The following is a 20,285-nucleotide window of genomic DNA, read 5'->3' as shown; positions in this document are numbered from 1 at the left end:
CCTCGCCGGCTCAACCGGAAGGCGGTGCGCGTCGATCGGTTCGGACCATGCGTGCTCTTCGCCTGATCGTCTTCAGCGTCGCGATCGCGCTGCTGGGCGGCTCGTTCGCCACCGCCGCCTCCCGCGCCGCCAACCGGACGACCGGAGCGGATCGCTCCGATGAGGTGCGCCGCGACGGCGACGCCAGGGAGAACCGCGGCACCGGTGTCGGGAACGGCAGCGGCCGGGGCCTCGGCGCCGACGACGCGCCGCTCGGCGCGCCGCCCGCGGAGCTCGTCGCGCTGCCGGAGCGCCCGGTCGATCCGGACGCCGTCGCGCTGCCGGAGCCGCCGCGGCTCGGCGAGACGGCCGGCGCGGTCGCCAACCGGGGCACCGTGCGCATCAAGCGGGCCGGCGACGACGAGTTCACGAAGCTCGAGGGCGCCGAGACCGTGCCGATGGGCTCGACCGTCGACGCGACGAACGGCCTGGCGCAGATCGTCGTCGCGGCGACGCAGGACGGCATCCGCCAGAGCGCCGTGCTCACCGGCGGCGTCTTCGCGGTCACGCAGAGCACGCCGGCGGCGGACGTCGCCGCGGTCACCGACCTCACGCTCAGGGGCGGCGACTTCAGCGACTGCGGCCGCGCGCCCAAGCCCGGCAAGGCGCACGCGGCGGCCGCGAAGCGCAGGACGCGCGGCGGCGTGGTCCGCGGCCTCTGGGCGGCGGCCAAGGGCAACTTCCGCACGCGCGGGCGTCACAGCGCGGCGACCGTCCGCGGCACCCGCTGGGCGACCGTGGACCGCTGCGGGTCGACCACCGTCAAGGTCTTCGAGGGCATCGTCGACGTCATGGACTTCTCCCTCGACGAGGTCTTCACGGTCCGTGGCGGCGAGCGCCACGTCGCGCGGCCGAGCTAGTCCTCGACGAGCGGCACGAACCGCACGCCGCCGGCACGGCGCCGCTCCAGCCGGCCCTCCGCGTCGCGCCGGACGACGACGAGCTCCGTCCCGACCGGCACCACGAGCCGCCCGCCGGGCGCGAGCTGCTCCTCGAGCGCCGGCGGGACGCGCTCCCGCGCCGCCGCCGCGACGTTGATCCCGTCGTACGGCGCCGCGACCGGCCACCCGAGCGAGCCGTCGCCGACGAGCAGCTCCACGCCGCGCGTGCCGGCCGCGAAGAGCGCGCGCGCGGCGGCGGCCGAGAGCTCCGGATCGCGCTCGATGCTCCACACCCGCGCGCCCAGCTCCACCAGGATCGCGGCGTGGTAGCCGGAGCCCGTACCGACGTCGAGGACGCGGTCGCCCGGCCGGACGTCGAGCAGCTCGCACATGTGCGCGACGACGAGCGGCTGGGAGATCGTCTGGCCGTGGCTGATCGGCAGCGCCTCGTTGTCCCACGCGCGCGAGCGCAGCGCCTCGGGGACGAAGACGTCGCGCGGGACGCGCGCGATCGCGGCGAGGACGCGCTCGTCCCGCACGAACTCCCGCAGCGATGCCAGCAGACGCTCCCTAGACTCGCCCGCCATGCCCCTAGCATGCCTGGACGGCAAGATCCTCGACGCCGCGGAGGCCCGGCTGCCCGTCGAGGACGAGGGGCTGTTGCGCGGTGACGGCGTCTTCGAGGTCGTCCGGCTCTACGACGGCAGGCCGTTCGCGCTCGACGACCACCTCCGGCGCATGCAGCGCTCCGCCGACAACCTGCGGCTGCCGGTCGACATCGACGCGGTCCGCTCGGACGTCGAGCGGCTGGTCGCCGAGGCGGGCGCCGGCGACGCGAAGATCCGCATGCTCGTCACGCGCGGCGGGCGGCGCATCAGCCTCGTCGAGCCGCTGCCCGCGCCACGCGAGTCGGTGGCGCTCGCGACCGTCGAGTACGCGCCGCTGCGCACGCTGACCGGCGTGAAGTCGCTGTCGTACGCCGCGAACATGCTCGCCACGCGGCTCGCGAAGGAGGAGGGCGCGGACGAGGCGCTGCTGACGACGCCGCACGGCCGGCTGCTCGAGGGCCCGACCGCTTCGTTCTTCTGCGTGGTCGGGGACGAGCTCGTCACGCCGCCGCTGTCCGACCACGTGCTCGCTTCCATCACACGCGCGCGGCTGATCGAGATCCTCGACGTGACCGAGCGCCCGGTCAGCCGCGACGAGCTCCCGCGCATGGCCGAGGCCTTCCTGGCCGGAACGACGATCGAGGTGCTGCCCGTCCGCGCGATCGACGCGCAGGAGCTGCCGTGGCCGGGACCCCGCACTCGCGACGCCGCGACGAAGCTGCGCGAGCGGATCACCGCCGAGCTCGGCGCATGAAGGTCGTCACCGTCATCGGGAACCGGCCGCAGTTCGTCAAGGCCGCGGCGGTCTCGCGCCGCCTGCGCGAGGAGCACGACGAGGTGCTCGTCCACACCGGCCAGCACTACGACGACGAGCTGAGCACGGTCTTCGTGCAGGAGCTCGGGATCCCGCGCCCCGAGATCGAGCTCGGCATCCACGATGGGACGAACACCTCGCAGACGGCGCGGATGGTCGCGGCGCTGGAGCCGCTGCTCGCCGAGCAGGCCCCCGACGTCGTGCTCGTCTACGGCGACACGAACTCGACGCTCGCCGGCGGGCTCGTGGCCGCCCAGGCGCAGATCCCCGTCGCGCATGTGGAGGCCGGCATGCGGTCGTTCGACCGCCGCATGCCGGAGGAGCTCAACCGCGTCCTGACCGACCACCTCTCCTCGCTGCTGCTGTGCTCCACGCCCACGGCCGTGGAGAACCTCGAGGCCGAGCGCGTCGCCGGCCGGATCGAGCTGGTCGGTGACGTCATGGTCGACGTCGCGCTGACCGTGCAGCCGCGCGCGCTCGAGCGCCGGCCGCCCGACGTGGTCCCGAACGACTTCGTGCTCGCCACCGCGCACCGCGCGGGCAACGTCGACGACCCGGCGCGGCTGCGCGCGCTGGTCGACCTGCTGCTCGGCGCCCCCGAGACCGTCGTGCTGCCGCTGCACCCGCGCACGCGCGCGCGGCTCGCGGCGGCGGGGTGGCTCGAGGAGGTGGAGCGCGGGCTCGTCGTGCTGCCGCCGCTCGGCTACGTCGACTTCATGGCGCTGCTGCTGCGCGCCGACGCCGTGCTCACCGACTCCGGCGGCGTGCAGAAGGAGGCGTACCTCGCGGGCGTGCCGTGCGTGACGATGCGCGACACGACCGAGTGGGTCGAGACGGTCGACGCCGGGTGGAACGTCCTGGTGGACCTCGACGCCGAGGCGGCCCGCGCGGCGCTGGACCGCGAGCTGCCCGCGGAGCGGCCGCAGCTCTACGGCGACGGGCGCGCGGGCGAGCGCGTCGTCGCGGCGCTTACGGGCGCCCGAGCCGGCTGACGCGCACGCCCTCGAAGCGGTCGAGGTCGAGGACGCCGCGGCCGTCGACGACGTGCCGCGCGCCGGGCAGGTCGGCGGCGCCGAGCGTCCGGTACTCCGCGTGATCGGCCTGCACGATCGCGGCGTCGACGGGCCCGCCGTCCCACGGCTCGTACCCGTCGCCGCGCAGCTCCTCGTCGCTGTAGAGCGGGTCGGCGAAGACGGCCGTCGCGCCGCGCTGCGCGAGCACCTCCTGCAACGCCCGAGCCCCGCTGAAGGCGTCCTCCTTGACGCCGCCGCGGTAGGCGACGCCGAGGACGAGGACCCGCTGGCCGGCGACGTCGCCGAGCAGGCCGACCGCGTACGCGGGCATCGCGTCGTTGATGGTGCGGGCCACCCGCGGCAGCTCCGCGTCGGGGGCGCCCGCGAGCAGGAACCGCGGGTAGACCGGGATGCAGTGGCCGCCCACGTAGACGCCGGGGCGGTGGATGTGGCTGAACGGCTGGGAGTTCGCGGCGTCGATGACGCGCTGCACGTCGAGGCCGCGGCTGTCGGCGACGCGCGCGAGTTCGTTCGCGTACGCGATGTTCAGGTCGCGGTAGGTCGTCTCGGCGAGCTTCGCCAGCTCCGCCGCCTCGGCGCCGCCCATCGGCCAGACCTCGGCCTCGGTGATGAACTGGGCGTAGAGCTCCGCGGCGCGCGCCTCGCCGGCCTCGTCCAGGCCGCCGACGAGCTTCGGGTACGTCGCGAGGTCCTGGAAGACGCGGCCGCTGAAGACGCGCTCGGGGCTGAACGCGACGTGGAAGTCGACGCCGGCGCGCAGGCCGCTTGCACGTTCGAGGAGCGGAGCGACCCGCTCGCGCGTCGTCCCGACCGGCACGGTCGTCTCCACGACGACGGTGGTCCCCGCGCCGCGCCGCAGGCCCGCGCCGATCGCCTCCGTCGCCGCGTCGAGCGCGTCCCACAGCGGCTGCGCGTCCGCGTCGACGTAGAGCGGCGGGACCGCGACGACCAGGTCCGGTCCCTCGGCGACGGCCGCGGACGTGCCGGTCGTCGCGCGCAGGCGGCCCGCGGGGACGAGCTCGGCGAGCAGCTCGTCGAGGTGCGCCTCGCCGGGGAACGGCGGCGTCGCGGCGTTGACGAGCTCGACCGTGCGCTCGTCGATGTCGGTGCCGACGACGTCGTGGCCGGCGCGGGCGATCTGCACCGCCAGCGGGAGGCCCATCTTGCCGAGGGCGACGACGACGGCCTTCATGCGGGCGCCAGGCGGACCGTCTCGCCGCTGCGCGCGGACTCGAGCACGGCCTCGGCGGTGAGCACCGTCTCGAGGCCGGCGGCAAGCGGCACGACGGGCGCGTCGTCGTCGCCGGCGCAGTACGCCCAGAACGCCTCGTGCTCGACGAGCAGCGGCTCGCGCCGCTCGAGCGCGAAGCGGATCTGGTTGCCCTCCGACACGCCGCGCAGCTGCTGGGTGGCGTCCCACTCGATCGCGACGTCGGCGTTCTCGAACAGCGTGAGGTCCGCGGTCAGCGTGTCGGCGAGCAGCATCCCGCGCTCCCCGAGGATGCGCGTGCGGCGCGTCTTGGTGGGGCTGAGCCAGTCGACCTGCGTCGTCCACGTCACGCCGCTGGCGAGCCGCCCGGTGGCGAGCACGAGGTCCTCGTGCTCGCGCCCCATGCGGTGCGACGTCTGCGCGGCGAGCAGCTCGACCGGCGACTCGCCGAGCCAGCGGACGAGGTCGAGGTCGTGCGTCGCGAGGTCCTTGACGACGCCGACGTCCTTGATGCGCTGCGGGAACGGGCCGGTGCGCTCGGTGCCGATGAGGAACACCTCGCCGAGGTCGTGCTTGCGCGTGCGCGCGGCGAGCAGCGCGGGGTTGTAGCGCTCGACGTGCCCGACCGCGCCGCGGACGCCCGCCGCTTCGACGGCCGCGATGACGGCGCGCGCCTCGTCGCCCGTCGCCGCCAGCGGCTTCTCGATCAGCACGTGCACGCCCGCGGCGGCGAGCTGCTCGACGCAGGCGACGTGCTCCTCGGTGGGAACGGCGACGACCGCGAAGTCGGGCTTGCGCTCGGCGAGCAGCTCGTCGACCGAGTCGAACAGCAGTCGCGCGTCGGCGACGGAGCGGAAGCGGTCGCCGCCGGGATCCACCGCGCCCGCGAAGCGAACCTGCGCGGACGATTGGAGGATGCGGGCGTGGTGCCGGCCGATCATCCCCAGGCCGACGACTGCGCCGCTGAGCGGCTGCGAGAGGCCGTCCATGAGGCCGGTAGGGTACTTCCCGTGTCGGCCGGGCCGCTCCGCAGGACCATCGCGCGCCGAGCGGCCCGCGGGTCGTCGCTGCGCATCGATCGCAAGACGTGGGTCCTCGGTGCGGGCGCCCTCGTGACCACGGGCGTGCTCGTCGTCGGCGAGGTCGCGCGCGTGTGGACGCGCGGGTCGGCGCCGCTGCCGACGGAGACCGAGAACGTGCTCGGCGCCGCGGAGGAGGCCGCGCGCGAGACCGTCGAGGTCGCGGTGGCCGGCTACCGCGGCGGCTCGTCGCGCGAGAACGCGCTGCTCAACCTGCTCGGGTCGTTCTCGCTGACCTTCGGCCTCACGCGCGCGTCGACGGCGGTCATCCGGCGTCACGGGCGGCTCGGGCCCATTCGCAACTACCGCCTGGGCGGCCGCCACATCCACCACTTCGTGCCGGGCATCGTGCTCGCGTTCCTCGCCGGCGGGATCTCGGTCGTGACCCGCAACGAGGAGATCGACAAGTGGTTGGCGCTGCCGTTCGGCGCCGGCGTGGCGCTGACGCTCGACGAGGCGGCGCTGCTGCTCGAGCTCGACGACGTCTACTGGACCGAGCGAGGCGTCGTGAGCATCCAGATTACCCTCGGGGCGCTGGCCCTGCTGTCGTCCGTCGCGCTCGCGCTGCGCGTGCTGCGGCGCGGCGAGCGGACCGTGCTCGAGGACCCGTTCCCGGCGATGGCGTCGGCGTCATGGACAGCGGCCTGACGCCGGGCGATCCCCTGGGCGGTCGCCCGCCGCAGGCGCCCGACCCCTTCGGCCGCGAGCCCGAGCCCGTCGAACGGGCCTTCGGCTATGGCGATGGGCCGACGCCGCCGGGCGCGTTCGCTCCGCGGGCCGTCACGCCGTGGCCGCCGGCGGAGGCGGACCTCGCCGAGTGGTGGCGCCGCGTCGTCGCGACGCTCATCGACGGGATCATCGTCGGCGGCGCGACGCTCATCCTGCTCGCCGTGCTCGGGGCGGGCGTCTTCGGTGACGGCGACGCGGGCGCAGGCGAGGTCGTCGTCGCCGCGGTGGTCGGCACCCTGCTCTTCGCGGCGATCGCGCTCGTCTATGCGCCGGCGGTGATGGCGCGGACGAACGGCGCGACGCTCGGCAAGCTCGCCGTCGGCATCCGCGTCGTGCGGCCGGCCGGCAAGCGCGTCGACTTCCTCTGGGCGGCGTACCGCGAGGTGCTCATCAAGGGCCTGCTCGTCGGCATCGCGTCTTCGTTCACGGGCGGCATCGCGTTCCTCGTCGACGTGCTGTGGCCGCTGTGGGACAGCCAGAACCGCGCGCTCCACGACTGGATCGTGGACTCGCGCGTCGTGAAGAAGTAGCTGCCGGCGGCGCTCAGGCGGGGACCGCGGCGCGGTCGCGCATGCGGATGATCTGCTCGCGCCCGGGGCCGACGCCGACGAGCTCGATCGGCACGCCGGTCGCCTCCTCGATGTACGCGAGGTAGTCGCGCGCGGCGGCGGGGAGGTCGGCGGGGGTGCGGCACTCGCCGATGTCCTCGCTCCAGCCCTCGAGCTCCTCGTACTCGCCCTTCGCGTGGTGCAGCACCGACTGGTGGTACGGGAACTGGTCGAACTCCGCCTCGTCCTGCCCGCGGTAGCGCGTGCAGACCTTCACCCGGTCGAATCCGCTGAGAACGTCGAGCTTGGTGATGCAGAGCGCGGTCATCGTGTTGATGCGCGTCGCGTAGCGCAGCGCGACGAGGTCGAGCCAGCCGGTGCGGCGCGGCCGGCCGGTCGTGGTGCCGAACTCCCCGCCGCGCTGGCGGATCTGCTCGCCGACCTCGTCGTGCAGCTCGGTCGGGAACGGGCCGGCGCCGACGCGCGTGGCGTACGCCTTCGCGATGCCCCAGATCTCGTCGATGTCCTTCGGCCCGACGCCCGCGCCGATGGTCGCCGAGCCGGCGACCGGGTTCGACGAGGTGACGAACGGATACGTGCCGTGGTCGAGGTCGAGCAGCGTCGCCTGCGCGCCCTCGAAGACGACGCGCTGGCCCTTGTCGAGCGCATCCCAGACGAGGCGCGACGTGTCGGCGATGTACTGCTCGATGCGATGGCCGTACGTGAGGTACGCCTCGGTCATCGTCTGCAGGTCGAGCATCGGGTCCTTCATGAACGGCCGCAGCAGCAGCCGCTTGGGATCCATCGCCGCGACGATCTTCTTCTTGAGGATCTTCTCGTCGAGCAGGTCCTGCACGCGGATGCCGAGGCGGGCCGCCTTGTCGGCGTAGCAGGGGCCGATGCCGCGGCGCGTGGTGCCGATCTGCAGCTTGCCGAGCTTCTGCTCGCCCGCCTGATCGAGGAACAGGTGGTACGGCATGATCAGGTGCGCGTTCGCGCTGATCCGCAGCCCGGAGACGTCGATGCCGCGCGCCTTCAGCGCGTCGATCTCGCCGGTCAGCACCTTCGGGTCGATGACGACGCCGTTGCCGATGACGCACTTCTTGCCCGCGTGCAGGATCCCGGAGGGGATCAGGTGCAGCGCGAACTTCTCGCCCTCGCGGACGATCGTGTGGCCGGCGTTGTTGCCGCCCTGGAAGCGGATGACGGCGTCCGCCTCCTCCGCGAGGAGGTCGACGACCTTGCCCTTGCCCTCGTCTCCCCACTGGGCGCCGACGATCACGATGCCTGGCATGCGGTCCCCGAGTCTATGAGGCTCGTGTCACCAGGCTTCGGGCTCGTAGACCGGCTGGCGCCGGTCGGTGCCCATCATCGGCACGAGGTCGCACATCTCGACGAGCCTCGAGACGGTCCGGCGGCCGACCTGCTCGCCCAGCGCGTCGGGCAGGAGGTTCGACGTGATGACGGTCGAGCGCTCGTCCTCGTAGCGCGAGTTGACGATCGAGTAGAGCTGCTCGAGCACCCAGTCGCTCGTGTTCTCGGCGCCCAGGTCGTCGAGGTGCAGCAGGTCGACGGTGGCGAGCTCGTCGAGCAGCGACTGCGTCGATTCGCCGTTGCCGATCGTGTCGCGGACGAGGTTGAGCAGGCGCGGCGTCGAGTAGATCGCCACGGTGCGCTGGGCGCGGATCGCCTCCGCGGACACGAGCATCGCGAGCGTCGTCTTGCCGGTGCCGACGTCGCCGGCGAAGTACAGGCCGCGGCCCGCGTCGAGGCTGGCCTCGATGTCGCGCACGAAACGGCGCACCGGGCGGACGACGGGATCGGGCATCGAGGCGATCGGCTCGCGGTCGAAGCCGACGCCCTGGTAGCGCTTCGGCAGCCGCGCCTCCAGGCGCGACGCCCGGCGCAGCGCCATCCGGCGCGGCCGGCACTCGCAGTCGCGCGCGGTGTTCGTCGTCTCGTCGATGACGAACCCGCTGCCGTCGCAGTGGGGGCAGCTCATCGGGCGCGCTTGCCTGCGGTGCTCACTGGAAGCGCTCCCCGGCGTAGTTGAGGAACTTCGGGTACTCCTTCTGGAACGTCAGGACGACGTCGCCGATAGCGCCGTTGCGGTGCTTGGCGATGATGATGTCGGCCTCGCCCTCGCGCTCGGACTCGCGGTCGTAGTACTCGTCGCGGTAGATGAAGGCGACGAGGTCCGCATCCTGCTCGATCGAGCCGGACTCGCGGAGGTCCGAGAGGACGGGCCGCTTGTCGGTGCGCGATTCCACGCCGCGGTTGAGCTGGGAGAGCGCGATGACTGGGCAGCTGAGCTCGCGCGCGAGCATCTTCAGGCCGCGCGACATCTGGCCGATCTGCTCGACGCGGTTCTCGACCCGGCCGTCCGGGCGCATGAGCTGCAGATAGTCGACGATGATCAGCCCGAGGCCGTGCTGCTGGTGCAGCCGGCGCGCCTTCGCGCGGATCTCGAGCAGGCCGAGGTCGGACGAGTCGTCGACGAAGAGCGGCGCCTTGGCGAGCCGCTGGCTGGCCTCGAGGATCTTCGGCCACTTGTGCTCGGCCACCCGGCCCTTGCGCAGCTCCTCGCCCTTGATGCGCGCCTGGGACGCGACGAAGCGCTGGGCGAGCTCCGTCTCCGACATCTCGAGGCTGAACAGCGCGACGGGGGCGTTGTGCTCGATCGCGGCGTTCTCCGCGATGTTCGTCACGAGCGCGGACTTCCCCATCGACGGACGCGCGGCGATGATCACCAGGTTGCCCGGCTGGAAGCCGCCGGTCATCTCGTCGAGGTCCTTGAAGCCGGTCGGCGTGCCCGTGAGCGCGGTGCCCTCGAGGCTGAGCCGGTGGAGCTTGTCGAGCTCCTCGTCCAGGATCTCCTCGATCGAGCGGAAGTCCTTCTGGCTGTCGTCGTGGGCGACCTCGAGCATCGCCCGCTCCGCCTGCTCGACGAGCTGGCGCGGGTCGCCGATCTGGTCGCGGACGCTGGCCTGGATCTCGTAGGTCGTCTCGAGGAGGCGGCGGACGAGCGCGCGCTCGCGCACGATGCGCGCGTAGTGCCGGGCGTTGCCGGCGGCGGGGACGGAGGCCGCGAGGCTGTCGACCGAGGCGCGGCCGCCGACCTGCTCCAGCTGCCCGCGCGACTCGAGCTTGTCCGTGACGGTGATGACGTCGATCGGCTCGCTCTCGTTGTACAGGTCGACCATCGCCTCGTAGACGAGGCGGTGCCGCTCGCGGTAGAAGTCGGCCGCCTTGAGCGACTCGTCGATGACGAGCGTGTACATCACGCGCTCCGACAGCAGGATCGCGCCGAGGACCGACTGCTCCGCCTCGAGCGAGTGGGGCGGGGCCAGGCCGGCGAGGACGCTGCCGGTGTCGGCGTCGAGCATCGTCATCCGGCGGCGAGCATAGGTCGGCGGCCGGCGTCGCCGGAACGATCTTCCCGCTCCTTGCGTGGACTTGTGGCCGGACGTTCGGGCACGAACGCATGTTCGCGCTCGCGGAGGACGGAAGGCGCGGGCCGGACCGGGAACGAGAACGGCCGCGCTGGTGCGCGGCCGTTGAGGTCCTGCGGGTCTTGCGGCGGCTTACTTCTGGTCGGTGACGATCGTCTTGACCGTCGCCGTGACGCCGTCCGAGACCTCGACCTCGACCTGGAAGGTGCCGACGTGGCGGATCGGCTCGTCGAGGCGGATCTTGCGGCGGTCGACCTCGAAGCCGCGCGCCTCCTTGATGGCGTCGGCGAGGTCCTGCGTGGTGACCGAGCCGAACAGGCGCCCGTCGTCGCCGGCCTGCTGCGAGATCGTCAGGACCGTGCGGTTGAGCACCGCGGCCGACTCCTCGGCGGCGACCTGCGCCTGCTGCGCGGCGGTCGCGGCCGCGGCCTGCGCCTGCTGCGCCTGGGCGAGGAGGCCCTTCGTCGCCGGCGCGGCCAGCTTGCGCGGGATCAGGAAGTTGCGCAGGTAGCCCTTCGAGACGTCGACGACCGCGCCGCGCGACCCGACGTTCTCGACGTCCTGCAGCAGGATGGCCTGCGGCATGGCCTAGCGGTCCTCGCGGTCGCGGCGGCCGCCGCGGGGGCTGTCCTCGCGGCCGCCCTCGGCGACGTACGGCAGCAGGGCCAGCTCGCGGGCGCGCTTCACGGCGCGGGCGATCTGGTTCTGGTGCCGCCGGCACGCGCCGGTGATGCGCCGCGAGCGGATCTTCCCCTTCTCGGAGATGAAGCGCTTGAGCCCGTCGACGTCCTTGTAGTCGACCTGCTCGATCTTGTCCTTGCAGTACGGGCAGGGCTTGCGCCGGCCGCTGCCGGGACCGCCCTTCCGATCACGGCGCCGCACGGGGCGCCGGTTGCGCTGCTTTGCCACTGGGACCTCTTACGTCTCTTAGAAACTGGAAGCGCGCGCGGACCTTCGCCGCGCGCGACGCGGTCTCATTGTGACACAGAGGTCCCCGAACCCCCCGAGGGGCGCCCGGAACCGCCGGATCATCCCGCGTGGTGCGGACGGAGAAGACGAGCCTCCGGCCATCGTCCTGACGACCGGAGGCTGCGGGCGCTCTCGACGCCATCTCGCGACGGCGGGCTCGGAGCGGCCCCTCCCGGCGGTCTTCCGACGGCCGGGGACAGGAGGCGTTCCCCCGCCCGGCCATCGCATCGACGGCCGGGCAGAAGGCGTTCCCCCTAGAACGGGATGTCGTCGTCCGCGTGGGACGAGGTGCCGGCGCCGTTGGCGACCGGCTGCGGGGCGGAGAAGTCGCCGGTGTCGACGGGGACGTCGGTGCGGGGCGTGAAGCCGCCGCCGCCCATCGCGCCCTCCTCGCGCCCTCCCAGGAACTGGATGTTGTCGGCGACGATCTCGACGGCCTGGCGGTTGTTGCCTTCCTTGTCCTGCCACTCGCGCCACTCGAGGCGGCCGTCGATGGCGACCGGGCGGCCCTTGGCCAGGTACTGGGCGGCGTTCTCGCCCTGCCGGCCCCAGATGGTCACGTCGAAGTAGTTGGCCTTGTCGACCCACTCGCCGGACGAGCCGTCCTTGCGCCGCGTGTTCGACGCGATGCGGAGGCTGCAGACAGCCAGGCCGCTCGCCGTCGCGCGGAGCTCGGGGTCGCGAGTGAGGTTCCCGGTGATGATCACCCGGTTGATGTTGGTCGCCGCCATTTGCGCGGCCTCCTTTCGGCAACGAAGAAGCTTGTCGGCGAGTCTAGGGGCGGGATCGGAAGGTTCCTCCCCCGTCCCCGCAATCTCCGCGAACTCGTTGCGAAGTCGCGCCGAAGTCGTGCGGTCTGACACCCGCACGGAGCGAAGTCGCGCCGCTTGGCGCGCCGGAGCTAGGAAGCGGCGTCGACGGGCTCGGCCGCGGCGACCGGCGCCGTCGGCTTGAGGTCCGGCGGATCGGGCGTGCCGGGATCGAGCTTGATGATCCGGTAGCGGACGACGCCGTCGGTGATGCGCAGCGTGCGGTCCAGGCGCTCCAGGAGGTCACGCGGACCCTGGAACTGGATCAGGTGGTACTCGGCGTCCTTCTTGTGCTTGATCTCGTACTGCATCTGACGCCGGCCCCAGTCGTGGGCCGACACGATGCTGCCGAGATCGGCGACGAGAGCCTCGACGTCCGCGAGGATGCGCTCGCGCTGCTCGGCGTCGAAGTCGGCGTCGAGGAGGACGGTGAGGTCGTATGTCGGTGCAGGACGCGCCATGAGCCGCGGAGCATGGTAGCGAGGGGGCGACCGAACCCCCGTCAAGACCTCTCGGGAGGATGGACCTCCTCCGCCGCATCCGCTGGAACAACGTCGCCCGCGCCGTCGCCGCCCTCGCCGCGATCGGCCTCGTGATCGCGTGGCCGAGCCTCAGGTCGGAGCCGCCGGAGATCCCGGTTGCCGGCGCCGCCGAGCCGCCGCGACCGGAGATCGGCGTCGCGGGCGCCGGGGAGGCGCCGCGATCGGAGATCTCGGCGCCGGCCGTCGAGGAGTCGCCGGTGGCGAAGGCGACTCAGGGGGAAGAGCCGTCGAGGGGCGCCCGGAGGTCGAAGGTGTCGGCACGACGGGACAGCTTGCGGAGACCGGCGAGCCCGCGCCGACGGAAGGTCTCTTCGCGCGCGACGCGCGAGGCGAAGGCGCGCCGTGCCGCAGGGCGGAGAACGCGGGCGCGGGTGCGGCGGGTGGAGACGCGACGTGTGGCGTCGGCGCCGCCGGCGCCCGCCTCCTCGTCCGTCGCGAACCGCGTCACCGCGCCGCAGTCGGCGGTGCATCGACCGGCCCCGGCGCCCGGGGAGTTCGGGTTCGAGGGGTAGAGGAGCGCCGCCGAGGGACGTCCTGTCCCGCCGCGGCGAGTCGTTGGCTTCTCCTTCGTCGTTCGCGGTCGCGGGGGCCGGCGAAGGGGGAGGTTCTGCAGTTGTGGTCTTTCGGTCCGTGTTCGCCGGGGCAGTGGGGTCAGCAACGTGCGACACCGCGTCCCCCGCGTCCGCGCACGGGTTGTTCGGGTCGCGCCTCTTACGCTCGGTTGCCCCGGCCGTCCCGGGCCCCGGGCGTGTGCTCCCGGGGATGGTTTCGCGACTGGGCACGAGCAACCGCCGAAGGGAACGTGCACCGTCGGCGCCCCTGGCGGTCGCGGTGCACGAAACCTTCGCTATGCGAACGAAACGTGCACCGCACCCGTCCCGGACGCAAGGCGGTGCACGAACCTTTCGCTATGCGATAGGAACGTGCACCGCACCCGTGAAATCGGAGGGCGGTGCACGAACCTTTCGGTATGCGGAACGAACGTGCACCGGACCCGCCGGGAACGACGACGGTGCACGAATGTCACGGCGCGAAACCATCCCCGGGAGCACACGCCCGGGGCCCGGGACGGCCGGGGCAGCCGAGCGTAAGAGGCGCGACCCTAACGACCCGTGCGCGGACGCGGGGGACGCGGTGTGGCACGTTGCTAACCCCACTGGCGCAAACGACCACGGACCGAACGACCACCTCACTGGAACCGCTCCCTCGCCGGCCCCCGCGACCGCAAGCGAACAAGGACAAGGCAACGCCCCGACGCGGCGGGAGGCGAGCCCTCGCCGCGCACGCGCTTCGACGGTCTAGACCGCCGGATCCCCCGCGGAGGCCTTCTTGCGGATGTCCGCGAGCTGGTCGTCGATCCAGTCGCCCGGGTCGCGGGCGGTGACGATCTCCTGCAGCCCGTGCATCCTGCGCTCGCGCTCCTCGGAGGCCATCGTCAGCGCCGCGTGGATGGAGTCCGCCGTCTCCTGGATGTCGAAGGGGTTCACGGAGAGCGCGAACTCGCCGAGCTCCTCGTGGGCGCCGGTGTTCTCGCTCAGGATCGAGACGCCGTTGCGCTCGTTGACGAGCGGGCCCTCCTTCGCCACGAGGTTCATCCCGTCGAACATCGCGTTGACGATCAGGACGTCGTAGTGCTTGTACGACGCCATCGCCTCCTCGAGGTCGTCGCGCAGCTTCAGCTGGATCGGCATCCAGTCGGGCGTCCCGTGGCGGTGGTTGACGACGGCCACCAGCGCCTCGATCCGCTCGAGGTACTCGGCGTACTCGGGCACGTCGGTCCGGGACGGCATCAGCTGGGCGACGAACGTCACCCGCTCGGCGAACTCGGGGTGCTGCTCGAGGAAGAGGTCGAACGCGGAGAAGCCGCGCAGGACGTTCTTCGAGAGGTCGGCCCGGTCGACGCGGAGGATCTGGAACTCGCGCCGGCGCTCGAGCAGCTGCTCCTCGAACGACCGCGTCCGGTCCGACGCTGCCACCCGGCACGTCGCCGACGCATCGATCGGCAGGGGGTAGGCGCGGACCCAGACCTCGCGGTCCTCGAACCGCACGACGCCGCGCCCGAAGTCGACCTCGAGGTCCATCAAGTCACGGCAGCACTGCAGGAAGTTCCAGCGGTACGAGCGCGTGTGGAACCCGATGATGTCGTTCGAGAGCAGCCCCTCGAAGATCTCCCGGCGGATCCCGCGCGGCAACACGCGCCAGGCGTCGGGCTGCGTCCACGGGATGTGGATGAAGTGGTGCAGGAACGCGTCCGGCCGCGCCCGCCGGACGAGGCCCGGCAGCGTGTAGAGGTGGTAGTCGTGGACCATCACGACCGGCTCGTCGACGCCGTCGATCTCCTCGACGACCGCCTCGGCGAGGTCGTCGTTGACGACGTTGTAGCCGTACTCGAACGCCTCGACCTCGTTGCGCCGGATGTCCGGGGCGTTCGAGAGGTCCCAGAGGTAGTGCTGGATGAACCAGAGCATCGGGTTCGCGAACACGTTGTAGAAGCGGTCGTAGGCCATCGGCTCGGAGGCCACCAGCCGCACCTGGTACGACGCGTCCCGGCCCGGGACCGACACCTCGAACGCGCCGCCCTCGTGCTTCTCGGAGTGCTCGACGTCCTCGTCGGTCATCGCCGACGCGATCCACAGGACCTCGCGGTGCGATGCCAGGCCGGTCAGGGCCGTGACGAGCCCGCCGGTCCCGCGCTTCATCTCGCCCTCGGGGCCGAACGTGACCGGCCCGCGGTTCGAGACGAGGACGAGCGGCCGCGCGCCCCCGCTCATGAGGCCTCGGCGCGCTCGACCGCGCCGCCGGCCTCGGCGAGCGCCGCGGTCATGATCTTCAGGTAGTCCCGCAGGTAGCGCGGCGTCAGGAACTGCTTGCGCACGTGCTCCTTGCCCCGCTTGCCCAGCGCCTTGCCCAGCGCCGGGTCCTCGATGATGTCCCGCGCCCGATCGGCGCATTCCTCGATGGAGTCCACGAGGTAGCCGGAGATGCCGTTCCGCACCTGGAGGGGTATGCCCCCGACGTTGCCGCCTATGAACGGCCGGCCCTTCCAGAGCGCCTCGCTGACCGTCAGGCCGAAGCCCTCACGCGTCGACTTCTGGATCACGACGTCCGCGTGGGACTGGAACGCGTTGACCTCGATCGAGCCGACGTTGTTGAAGTTGTTGAGGATGTGGATGTCCGGATCGCCGGCACCGTGGGCGATCGTCGCGTTGAAGAAGTCCCAGCCCTCGGGGTCGTCGCTGGCCATCGACCCGACGAGCGCGAGCTGCACGCTGGGGATCGACTCCTTGACCATCCGGTAGGCGTCGATGACGCCCAGCGGGTCCTTCCACGGATCGAACCGCGACACCTGGCACATGAGCGGCCGGTCGACGTCGATGCCGAACTGCTGGCAGACGTACGAGGCGTCCTCGGGCGACAGCGCCATGTTCTTCGGAGCGAGCGGGTCGATCGCCGGCGGGACGACGTTCACGGTGCCCTTCATGCCGTCGGGCACGTAGTTCTCGACGTGGAACAGCGACTGCGGGTACTCGCTGATGTACGGCAGGAGCTTGCCGATCGTCGCCGGGTTCGGCGTCGAGACGTCGATGTGGCAGCGCCAGACCCACGCGCGCGCCTTGTCGGGGACGAGCGAGTACATCGCGGCCGGCTGCGGGTCGTGGACGATCGCGACGTCCCAGCCCGCGTTCAGCTCCCGCGAGTTCATCTCGTTGTACCGGCGCCACGTCTCCCACTGCTCGTCGGTCAGGTCGTCCGGCGCCCCCTGGAGCGCGTTGTGCATGAGCTTCGTGGCGTTGAAGAACTCCTCGCGGCCGTAGATGACCTGCCATTCGCAGTCCAGCCCGACGTCCTTCATGAGCGGGACCAGCGTGTAGAGGATCTCGGCGACGCCGCCCCCGAAGGCAGTCGCGGAGAGGTGCACGACGCGCGTGCCCTCCAGCGGGGCGGCGAGCTCCCGGATCTCCTCGATGAGGGGCCGGCCCACGATGTGCGTGTAGTCGGCGAGCGTCTTGGCGCCTACGGCAACAGGCTGGAGCATCGGCCCTTCGAACGCTACCGCGCGAGGTGGCGTAGCCGCCCGATTCCCGCGTCGACCTCGCGGAGGACCTTCGCGTGGAGCGCCGGGTTGGCCGCCGCGACGCACGCCATCTGGTGCTCGACGCCCGCGCCGAGCAGCGGCCGGTCGTCCAGCGGCCGGCCGTCCGCGTCGGTCACGACGGCGCCCGCCTCGAGCAGGCAGAGCACGGCGGCGGCGAGGTCGTACGGCGTGTTGTTGAGCACCGCGCCGCGCCCGACGCGTTCCCACGCCTCGCGCATGCCGGGGACGTCGTCGACGATGCGCGGACTGGGCTCGACGTACGCGTCGAGCTGCCCGGTGGCGATGCGCGTCATGTCGTACGTCGCCGATCCGAGGTCGAACGCGGCGCCTCCGGTCGACGAGACGTCGAGCAGCTCGGCGAGAACCTCGACGACGACCCGGGAGGGCCGGCCGCGCAGGCCGTAGACCCAGAACATCCGGTCGAGGTCCTCGTTCGCCGACAGCACGACCGGCACGTCGGCCTCCAGGCCGCCGCCGCGGCGCGCGACGAACCGCGCGCCGGACTTGATCTCGACGATCACGCCGGTCTGCACGTCGCGCATCCGCGGCACGCCGTCGTCCGGCATCCGCGCGACCGCGACCGACACGCAGGCCGCCTCGAAGCCCGCCATCGCCGGGCGCGTTCCGTCGATCGGGTCGACGACGAGCACGTACGGCGGGTCGTCCGGCCCGACGAGCCCGCGGTCCTCGGAGAAGAACGCCAGCTCGGGCGCGCGCTCGGCGAGGAACGTCTCGAGGTGCCGCTCGGCCTCCTCGTCGATCGCGAACGTGATGTCGCCGCCCCCGCCGGCCCTCTCGTGCGCGCGCCCCGCGTGGGAGCCGAGCGACGGCAGGACGGTCTCGCGCAGCGACAGCGCCAGCTCGACGGCGAGCTCGTCGACCACCGGCTCAGCCGTTCGAGACCTGCGCCGGGCGCTCGCCCAGCTTCACGCTGATCGTCCGGCGCTTGCCGTCGCGGACGACCTCAAGCGGGACCTCGTCGCCCGGCCGGTACTTCGTCAGCGCGATGCCGAGGTCGTTCTCCGTGTGGACCACCGTGTCGCCGACCTTCGTGATGACGTCGCCGCCGGTCCTGTAGGGCCGGGCCTGGAAGCGCTCCGAGCCGCCGCCGTCCTCGATCCCGGCCTCCTCCGCAGGGCCGTCCTCGACGACCTCCTGCACCCAGGCGCCGTCCTCGGTGCCGAGGTCGAACCGCTGGGACAGCTGCGGGTAGACGGGCGTCGTCGAGACGCCGAGGTACGCGTACTTGACCTCGCGGTGGTCGCGGATCTGCTCGGCCGACCGCTTGATCTGGTCGACCGGGATCGCGTAGCCGACGCCCTCGCCGCCGCCGCTGTTCGTGCGGATCTGAGCGTTGATGCCGATCACCTCGCCCTTGGCGTTGATGAGCGGGCCGCCCGAGTTGCCCTGGTTGATGGCGGCGTCGGTCTGGACCGCGCCGAGCGTGTCGAACCCGGTCAGCGACTGGATCGCGCGGTCGGTGGCCGACACGACGCCGACCGACAGCGACTGCTCCTCGCCGAACGGGCTGCCGATCGCGACCACGGGCGCGCCGACGCGGACGTCCTTGCCCTCGCCGAGCGGCAGCGGCCGCAGCGTCAGCCCCTCGAGCGTTTCCAGGCGCAGCAGCGCGACGTCGGCGTTCGGGTCGAACCCGACGATCTTCGCGGCGACCTGGTTGTCGTCGGGGAACTTGACGTAGACCTCCTCCGCGCGCTTGATGTCGCGGCCCTCGCCGCTGGTCACCACGTGCGCGTTGGTGATGATCTCGCCGTCCTCGTCGACGACGAAGCCGGACCCGATCCCGCCGCGGCCGTTGGCCGAGTCCTCGCCGAAGAGCGAGATGACCTCGACGACGCCGGGGCCGACGCGGTCGAAGATCGCCTCGGGGTCGAACCCGCCGCCCTGCGCCTGCTTGAGCACCTCGACGCGCGTGGTGCGCTCGACCGTCGCCGTCTCGGGGTTCTTCGCGGTCGTCTCGGGGTTCTTCGCGGTCGTCTTCTCGTCGTCGCCCCCGCAGCCGGCGAGCAGCGCGGCGGCGAGGAGCGCGAGGGCGGCGAGGCGCCTCACGCGGGCAGCTCGAGGGTGAAGGTGGTGCCGCGCGCGGCCGGCTCGACGCCGAGGCGGCCCTCCATGCGCTCCGCCAGCTCCCGCGCGATCGCGAGGCCGAGGCCCGAACCCTGGCCGTCGCCGGCGCTGTAGAAGGGCTCGAAGAGGCGGTCCATCGACTGCCGCTTGATGCCGCCCCCGAAGTCGCGGACCGACAGCCGAACGTGGCCGTCGTCGCGGGTCGCCGTGACGATCATGTCCGTGCCCGGCGGCGTGTGCGTGAGCGCATTGTCGATGAGGATACGCAGGATCTGGGCCACCCTCTCGCGGTCGAGTTGGGCCTCGACGGGCAGCCGGCCGAGGCGCAGCTGCAGGTTCGAGTCATGCCGTGCGAGGGCGGGCTGGAACTCGTTCGTGACGGTGCGCGCGAGCATCCCGACGTCGGTCGGCTCGGGCCGCAGCTCGAGTGACCCGGCCTCGAGCTTCGAGAGGTCGAGCAGGTCGACGGCCAGCTTCTGGAGGCGCTCGACCTGGTCGCGCACCTGGGTCAGGAACGCGTCGCGGGTCTCCTCGTCGAGGTCCTCGTCCTGCAGCAGCTCGAGGAACCCGCCGAGCGAGAAGATCGGCGTGCGCAGCTCGTGCGAGGCGGTGGCGATGAAGCGCTTGCGCGCCGTGTCGAGCTCGCCGAGCTGGCGCTGCATGTCGTCCAGCGCGACGGCGAGCTGCCCCAGCTCGTCCGGCCGGTCGATGGGGAACCGGCCCGAGAAGTCGCCAGCCGCCACGCTGCGAGCGGTGCGCTCGAGCCGCTTGATGCGCCGCGTGAGCTGCAGCGACAGCAGGAACCCGCCCGCCAGCGCCAGCCCGAGCGCGATGCCGCCCGCGACGAGGATGCGCCGCCGCACCAGCGTCACGTTGTTCTCCACGTCGCTCAGCGGGGCGGAGTAGACGATGACCTGCTCCACCCGCCCGCGGCGGACGATCGGGTACGCGGCCTGGCCCATCCGGCCCGACGAGCTCGACTCGGTCCCGGTCGTGACCTTCCGCTGGCGCGCGGCGTCGCTGGCCACCTCGAACTGGAGGTCCTGCGGGTCGGCGTCGCCGGTCGAGTCGGTGACGACCTGCGTCTCGAGGCCGAGCGCGACCCGGTTGACGCGCAGGACGGTGACGAGCGCGTTCGAGCGGTCGCCGACGCGCGCGACGACCTCCTTGAGCAGGCCGATGTCGGCGTTGCGCGAGCGGACGATCGGCGCCGAGTAGCGCCGGGCGTCGACGACGAGCGCGTCGAGCTTCTGCTCGCGCAGGTTGTCCTCCAGCGGCGGCGCGACGTAGACGTACACGAACCCCACCGCGATCAGCGTGATCGCGAAGACGAGGAGCGCGAGGCGCGTGCGGATCGAGCGCAGGCTCAACATCGCCGGATCCGATG

Annotated in this window: 20 protein-coding genes; 5 read left to right on the top strand and 15 right to left on the bottom strand. The window is 72.3% G+C overall.

Annotated elements, in window-relative coordinates; translation table 11 throughout:
- Window positions 1–47 precede the first annotated feature (47 nt).
- Window positions 48–899, top strand: coding sequence for a hypothetical protein (locus AC1UE4_RS21095; RefSeq protein WP_482919302.1), 852 nt, complete (start codon window positions 48–50; stop codon window positions 897–899).
- Here the strand turns inward: AC1UE4_RS21095 and AC1UE4_RS21090 are convergent.
- Complete coding sequence (locus AC1UE4_RS21090; protein WP_482919301.1) at window positions 896–1,507, bottom strand: protein-L-isoaspartate(D-aspartate) O-methyltransferase; 612 nt, start codon at window positions 1,505–1,507, stop codon at window positions 896–898. The genes AC1UE4_RS21095 and AC1UE4_RS21090 overlap by 4 nt on opposite strands.
- Between AC1UE4_RS21090 and AC1UE4_RS21085 the strand changes: the two genes are divergently transcribed.
- Both AC1UE4_RS21085 and wecB read left to right on the top strand, forming a co-directional pair.
- A complete protein-coding gene (locus tag AC1UE4_RS21085) occupies window positions 1,506–2,282 on the top strand; it encodes an aminotransferase class IV (protein WP_482919300.1) in 777 nt (258 codons plus the stop codon). The two genes, AC1UE4_RS21090 and AC1UE4_RS21085, sit on opposite strands and share 2 nt — an antisense overlap.
- Window positions 2,279–3,334 (top strand): non-hydrolyzing UDP-N-acetylglucosamine 2-epimerase, encoded by a 1,056-nt coding sequence (gene wecB / locus AC1UE4_RS21080; RefSeq protein WP_482919299.1) that lies wholly within the window; start codon window positions 2,279–2,281, stop codon window positions 3,332–3,334. The genes AC1UE4_RS21085 and wecB overlap by 4 nt, the downstream gene beginning before the upstream one ends.
- Here the strand turns inward: wecB and AC1UE4_RS21075 are convergent.
- Both AC1UE4_RS21075 and AC1UE4_RS21070 read right to left on the bottom strand, forming a co-directional pair.
- Complete coding sequence (locus AC1UE4_RS21075; protein WP_482919298.1) at window positions 3,312–4,568, bottom strand: nucleotide sugar dehydrogenase; 1,257 nt, start codon at window positions 4,566–4,568, stop codon at window positions 3,312–3,314. The two genes, wecB and AC1UE4_RS21075, sit on opposite strands and share 23 nt — an antisense overlap.
- The gene (locus tag AC1UE4_RS21070; RefSeq protein WP_482919297.1) at window positions 4,565–5,575 is read right to left on the bottom strand and encodes a Gfo/Idh/MocA family protein; all 1,011 of its coding nucleotides are present in this window, start codon (window positions 5,573–5,575) and stop codon (window positions 4,565–4,567) included. Before AC1UE4_RS21070 ends, AC1UE4_RS21075 begins: the two co-directional genes overlap by 4 nt.
- Window positions 5,576–5,596: 21 nt before the next feature.
- Between AC1UE4_RS21070 and AC1UE4_RS21065 the strand changes: the two genes are divergently transcribed.
- Together AC1UE4_RS21065 and AC1UE4_RS21060 are read left to right on the top strand one after the other, a co-directional pair.
- Entirely contained in the window at window positions 5,597–6,313 is a 717-nt protein-coding gene (locus AC1UE4_RS21065; RefSeq protein WP_482919296.1) for a hypothetical protein, read from the top strand.
- Entirely contained in the window at window positions 6,298–6,924 is a 627-nt protein-coding gene (locus AC1UE4_RS21060) for an RDD family protein (protein ID WP_482919295.1), read from the top strand. The genes AC1UE4_RS21065 and AC1UE4_RS21060 overlap by 16 nt, the downstream gene beginning before the upstream one ends.
- Window positions 6,925–6,937: 13 nt before the next feature.
- Here AC1UE4_RS21060 and AC1UE4_RS21055 read toward each other — a convergent pair whose 3' ends face one another.
- From AC1UE4_RS21055 to AC1UE4_RS21000, 12 genes are all read right to left on the bottom strand, one after another.
- Window positions 6,938–8,236 (bottom strand): adenylosuccinate synthase, encoded by a 1,299-nt coding sequence (locus AC1UE4_RS21055; protein ID WP_482919294.1) that lies wholly within the window; start codon window positions 8,234–8,236, stop codon window positions 6,938–6,940.
- A gap of 27 nt (window positions 8,237–8,263) precedes the next feature.
- Entirely contained in the window at window positions 8,264–8,944 is a 681-nt protein-coding gene (locus AC1UE4_RS21050; protein WP_482919293.1) for an ATP-binding protein, read from the bottom strand.
- Window positions 8,945–8,966: 22 nt separating this feature from the next.
- Window positions 8,967–10,334, bottom strand: coding sequence for a replicative DNA helicase (gene dnaB, locus AC1UE4_RS21045; protein WP_482919292.1), 1,368 nt, complete (start codon window positions 10,332–10,334; stop codon window positions 8,967–8,969).
- A 192-nt stretch (window positions 10,335–10,526) separates the two neighbouring features.
- Window positions 10,527–10,979, bottom strand: coding sequence for a 50S ribosomal protein L9 (gene rplI, locus AC1UE4_RS21040; RefSeq protein WP_482919291.1), 453 nt, complete (start codon window positions 10,977–10,979; stop codon window positions 10,527–10,529).
- A gap of 3 nt (window positions 10,980–10,982) precedes the next feature.
- Complete coding sequence (gene rpsR, locus AC1UE4_RS21035) at window positions 10,983–11,303, bottom strand: 30S ribosomal protein S18 (protein WP_482919290.1); 321 nt, start codon at window positions 11,301–11,303, stop codon at window positions 10,983–10,985.
- 314 nt (window positions 11,304–11,617) lie between these two features.
- A complete protein-coding gene (locus AC1UE4_RS21030; protein ID WP_482919289.1) occupies window positions 11,618–12,094 on the bottom strand; it encodes a single-stranded DNA-binding protein in 477 nt (158 codons plus the stop codon).
- Between the two features lie 170 nt (window positions 12,095–12,264).
- Window positions 12,265–12,633: a 30S ribosomal protein S6 gene (gene rpsF / locus AC1UE4_RS21025; RefSeq protein WP_482919288.1), complete on the bottom strand. Its 369-nt coding sequence runs from the start codon at window positions 12,631–12,633 to the stop codon at window positions 12,265–12,267.
- Window positions 12,634–14,012: 1,379 nt separating this feature from the next.
- Entirely contained in the window at window positions 14,013–15,485 is a 1,473-nt protein-coding gene (locus AC1UE4_RS21020; protein ID WP_482919287.1) for an alpha,alpha-trehalose-phosphate synthase (UDP-forming), read from the bottom strand.
- Window positions 15,482–16,750, bottom strand: a complete 1,269-nt coding sequence (locus AC1UE4_RS21015) for a glycosyltransferase (RefSeq protein WP_482919286.1) — start codon at window positions 16,748–16,750, stop codon at window positions 15,482–15,484. The genes AC1UE4_RS21020 and AC1UE4_RS21015 overlap by 4 nt, the downstream gene beginning before the upstream one ends.
- Before the next feature lie 14 nt (window positions 16,751–16,764).
- Window positions 16,765–17,694 (bottom strand): inositol monophosphatase family protein, encoded by a 930-nt coding sequence (locus tag AC1UE4_RS21010; protein ID WP_482919285.1) that lies wholly within the window; start codon window positions 17,692–17,694, stop codon window positions 16,765–16,767.
- Between the two features lie 4 nt (window positions 17,695–17,698).
- Window positions 17,699–18,880, bottom strand: a complete 1,182-nt coding sequence (locus AC1UE4_RS21005) for a S1C family serine protease (RefSeq protein WP_482919284.1) — start codon at window positions 18,878–18,880, stop codon at window positions 17,699–17,701.
- On the bottom strand, window positions 18,877–20,271 hold the full coding sequence (locus tag AC1UE4_RS21000) for a sensor histidine kinase (RefSeq protein ID WP_482919283.1): 1,395 nt from the start codon (window positions 20,269–20,271) through the stop codon (window positions 18,877–18,879). The genes AC1UE4_RS21005 and AC1UE4_RS21000 overlap by 4 nt, the downstream gene beginning before the upstream one ends.
- Window positions 20,272–20,285 lie beyond the last annotated feature (14 nt).

This window comes from Parviterribacter kavangonensis (assembly GCF_056863335.1).
This window is presented reverse-complemented; position numbering and strand designations above follow the sequence as displayed.

What these genes read in the sequence shown, in the direction of transcription:
- AC1UE4_RS21095 (WP_482919302.1), top strand. Translation starts at nt 48, where the DNA reads ATGCGTGCTCTTCGCCTGATCGTCTTCAGCGTCGCGATCGCGCTGCTG.
- AC1UE4_RS21085 (WP_482919300.1), top strand. Translation starts at nt 1,506, where the DNA reads ATGCCCCTAGCATGCCTGGACGGCAAGATCCTCGACGCCGCGGAGGCC.
- AC1UE4_RS21090 (WP_482919301.1), bottom strand. Translation starts at nt 1,507, where the DNA reads ATGGCGGGCGAGTCTAGGGAGCGTCTGCTGGCATCGCTGCGGGAGTTC.
- wecB (WP_482919299.1), top strand. Translation starts at nt 2,279, where the DNA reads ATGAAGGTCGTCACCGTCATCGGGAACCGGCCGCAGTTCGTCAAGGCC.
- AC1UE4_RS21075 (WP_482919298.1), bottom strand. Translation starts at nt 4,568, where the DNA reads ATGAAGGCCGTCGTCGTCGCCCTCGGCAAGATGGGCCTCCCGCTGGCG.
- AC1UE4_RS21070 (WP_482919297.1), bottom strand. Translation starts at nt 5,575, where the DNA reads ATGGACGGCCTCTCGCAGCCGCTCAGCGGCGCAGTCGTCGGCCTGGGG.
- AC1UE4_RS21060 (WP_482919295.1), top strand. Translation starts at nt 6,298, where the DNA reads ATGGACAGCGGCCTGACGCCGGGCGATCCCCTGGGCGGTCGCCCGCCG.
- AC1UE4_RS21055 (WP_482919294.1), bottom strand. Translation starts at nt 8,236, where the DNA reads ATGCCAGGCATCGTGATCGTCGGCGCCCAGTGGGGAGACGAGGGCAAG.
- AC1UE4_RS21050 (WP_482919293.1), bottom strand. Translation starts at nt 8,944, where the DNA reads ATGAGCTGCCCCCACTGCGACGGCAGCGGGTTCGTCATCGACGAGACG.
- dnaB (WP_482919292.1), bottom strand. Translation starts at nt 10,334, where the DNA reads ATGACGATGCTCGACGCCGACACCGGCAGCGTCCTCGCCGGCCTGGCC.
- rplI (WP_482919291.1), bottom strand. Translation starts at nt 10,979, where the DNA reads ATGCCGCAGGCCATCCTGCTGCAGGACGTCGAGAACGTCGGGTCGCGC.
- AC1UE4_RS21030 (WP_482919289.1), bottom strand. Translation starts at nt 12,094, where the DNA reads ATGGCGGCGACCAACATCAACCGGGTGATCATCACCGGGAACCTCACT.
- rpsF (WP_482919288.1), bottom strand. Translation starts at nt 12,633, where the DNA reads ATGGCGCGTCCTGCACCGACATACGACCTCACCGTCCTCCTCGACGCC.
- AC1UE4_RS21020 (WP_482919287.1), bottom strand. Translation starts at nt 15,485, where the DNA reads ATGAGCGGGGGCGCGCGGCCGCTCGTCCTCGTCTCGAACCGCGGGCCG.
- AC1UE4_RS21015 (WP_482919286.1), bottom strand. Translation starts at nt 16,750, where the DNA reads ATGCTCCAGCCTGTTGCCGTAGGCGCCAAGACGCTCGCCGACTACACG.
- AC1UE4_RS21000 (WP_482919283.1), bottom strand. Translation starts at nt 20,271, where the DNA reads ATGTTGAGCCTGCGCTCGATCCGCACGCGCCTCGCGCTCCTCGTCTTC.